The organism is Paracoccus aestuariivivens (assembly GCF_009711225.1).
GTDB classification, from domain to species: Bacteria; Pseudomonadota; Alphaproteobacteria; order Rhodobacterales; family Rhodobacteraceae; genus Paracoccus; species Paracoccus aestuariivivens.
The window spans coordinates 1-1,522 of the sequence record NZ_WMIE01000058.1; the positions used below are offsets into that span (position 1 = coordinate 1).

Sequence of the window (1,522 nt, forward strand, 5' to 3'; positions counted from 1 at the left end):
TCTCATGATCGTTGTCAAGGCTTTGTTCCATAGCATTTATTCCGGCTGATCCGGGCCAACGTGATGTGGATGCGCAAGGTTGGAGACGGAACTGAGACGACGGTTGAGCAAGCTCTCATGCGCGGGTTGGTTACCGCATGACCGTGGTTTCGTCTTGGGGCTGCCTCGGTCTAAGGAGCGAGCGTCGACCATGTCGGCTCATAACAGGGCACGAGGATTCCCCACCGCGTTCCGTCCCCAACCTTGCGCATCGGCAGGATCAGGGCGTTGTTTTCTTCGCTGGCCGCAGTTCAGCAGGCCTGGAGCGGCGTCACGGCCCGAGCGATGGCCCAGATGAAGCCGACCATTTCGCGCGCTATGGCCGTGGTGACGACGACCTTGGCTTTTCCTGCCGCAACGAGATGGCGATAGCGCTGGCACATCCGCAACTGTCCTTTCCAGGCGATGTCGCGGATCGCCGAGGGCAATCCCTCCAGCCTGTCATGGAGTTTGCGGCTGACCCGCGCCTGCATGCGATAGCTCCAAGCCCCTTCGATCAGGGCGCGACGCGCGAGACCGCTGCCGGCTTTGGTGATGCCGCCCCGGCGCTGGCTTGAACCGCTGGAATGCTCCGAGGGCGTAAGCCCGAGATAGGCCATCAACTGGCGCGGGTTATCGAAGCGGTGGAAGTCCCCGACCTCGGCCACCACTGTCACGGCAACGATGAAAGCGACCCCGCGCATGGCCTGGACCGCCGCTACCACGGGCGCGAGCTTCCACTCCGGCAGGAGATCCGCGATCTGCCCTGTCAGCTTGGCGACGCGCGCCTCGGCATCGGCAACCGCGTCGACGTAATCCTGAAGCACGATCTGTTGGGCGGGGTGCTGGAAGCGCACCGTTGTCAGCCAGCGGCGATAGGCCACCGTCCAGCCCTTCTTCCCGGGATAGATGCGACCATGACGCAGCAGAAATCCCTGCAGATGCTGCCGCGCCTTGCCGGTCACCCGCATTGCAGTTGCCCGAGCCCGAACCAGATCGCGCATCGCCTCATGCGCCGTGTCTGGAACCCACACAGCTGTCAGTTCCCCGGCACGGTGTAACTTTGCCAGCATCATCGCGTCCCGGCGGTCGGTCTTAACCCGATCGCCTGCCTTCACCGGGATGAGCGAGGGGGCCACCACGATGCAGTCCTGCCCAAGTTCCGCCAGTTGTCGATGCAGGCCATACCCGCAGGGCCCCGCCTCATAGCAGAAATGAAGCTTACCGCCGCCAGCGCTCAGCTTCTCGACCAGCTTGCGCACATGGTCAGGACGATGGGGGACCGTGCCCCAATGTCGGACTTCACCACCCCGACTGCCCTGCGCAACCGCGACGGAAATCGTCGCCTTGTGGACATCCAACCCGATGAAAATGCTATTCTGCATTCGGTCTCTCCCCCATTCTTGAGGCTCGGCACCAGCCGACCTGGTGCAACCCTCGAACGGAGAATGCCGCGGGAGAGGCCGCCAACCCAGTCAGCTCACCTCCCGATCATCGGGTCTAA

General features: G+C 63.2%; 1 protein-coding gene. It reads right to left on the reverse strand.

The annotated features are described in order from the left end of the window. Positions 1–290: 290 nt before the first annotated feature. Positions 291–1,403 (reverse strand): IS110 family RNA-guided transposase, encoded by a 1,113-nt coding sequence (locus GL286_RS22025; protein ID WP_155097695.1) that lies wholly within the window; start codon positions 1,401–1,403, stop codon positions 291–293. Positions 1,404–1,522: the final 119 nt, after the last annotated feature.

Coding starts and splice junctions, on each gene's coding strand:
- GL286_RS22025 (WP_155097695.1), bottom strand. CDS start 1,403: ATGCAGAATAGCATTTTCATCGGGTTGGATGTCCACAAGGCGACGATT.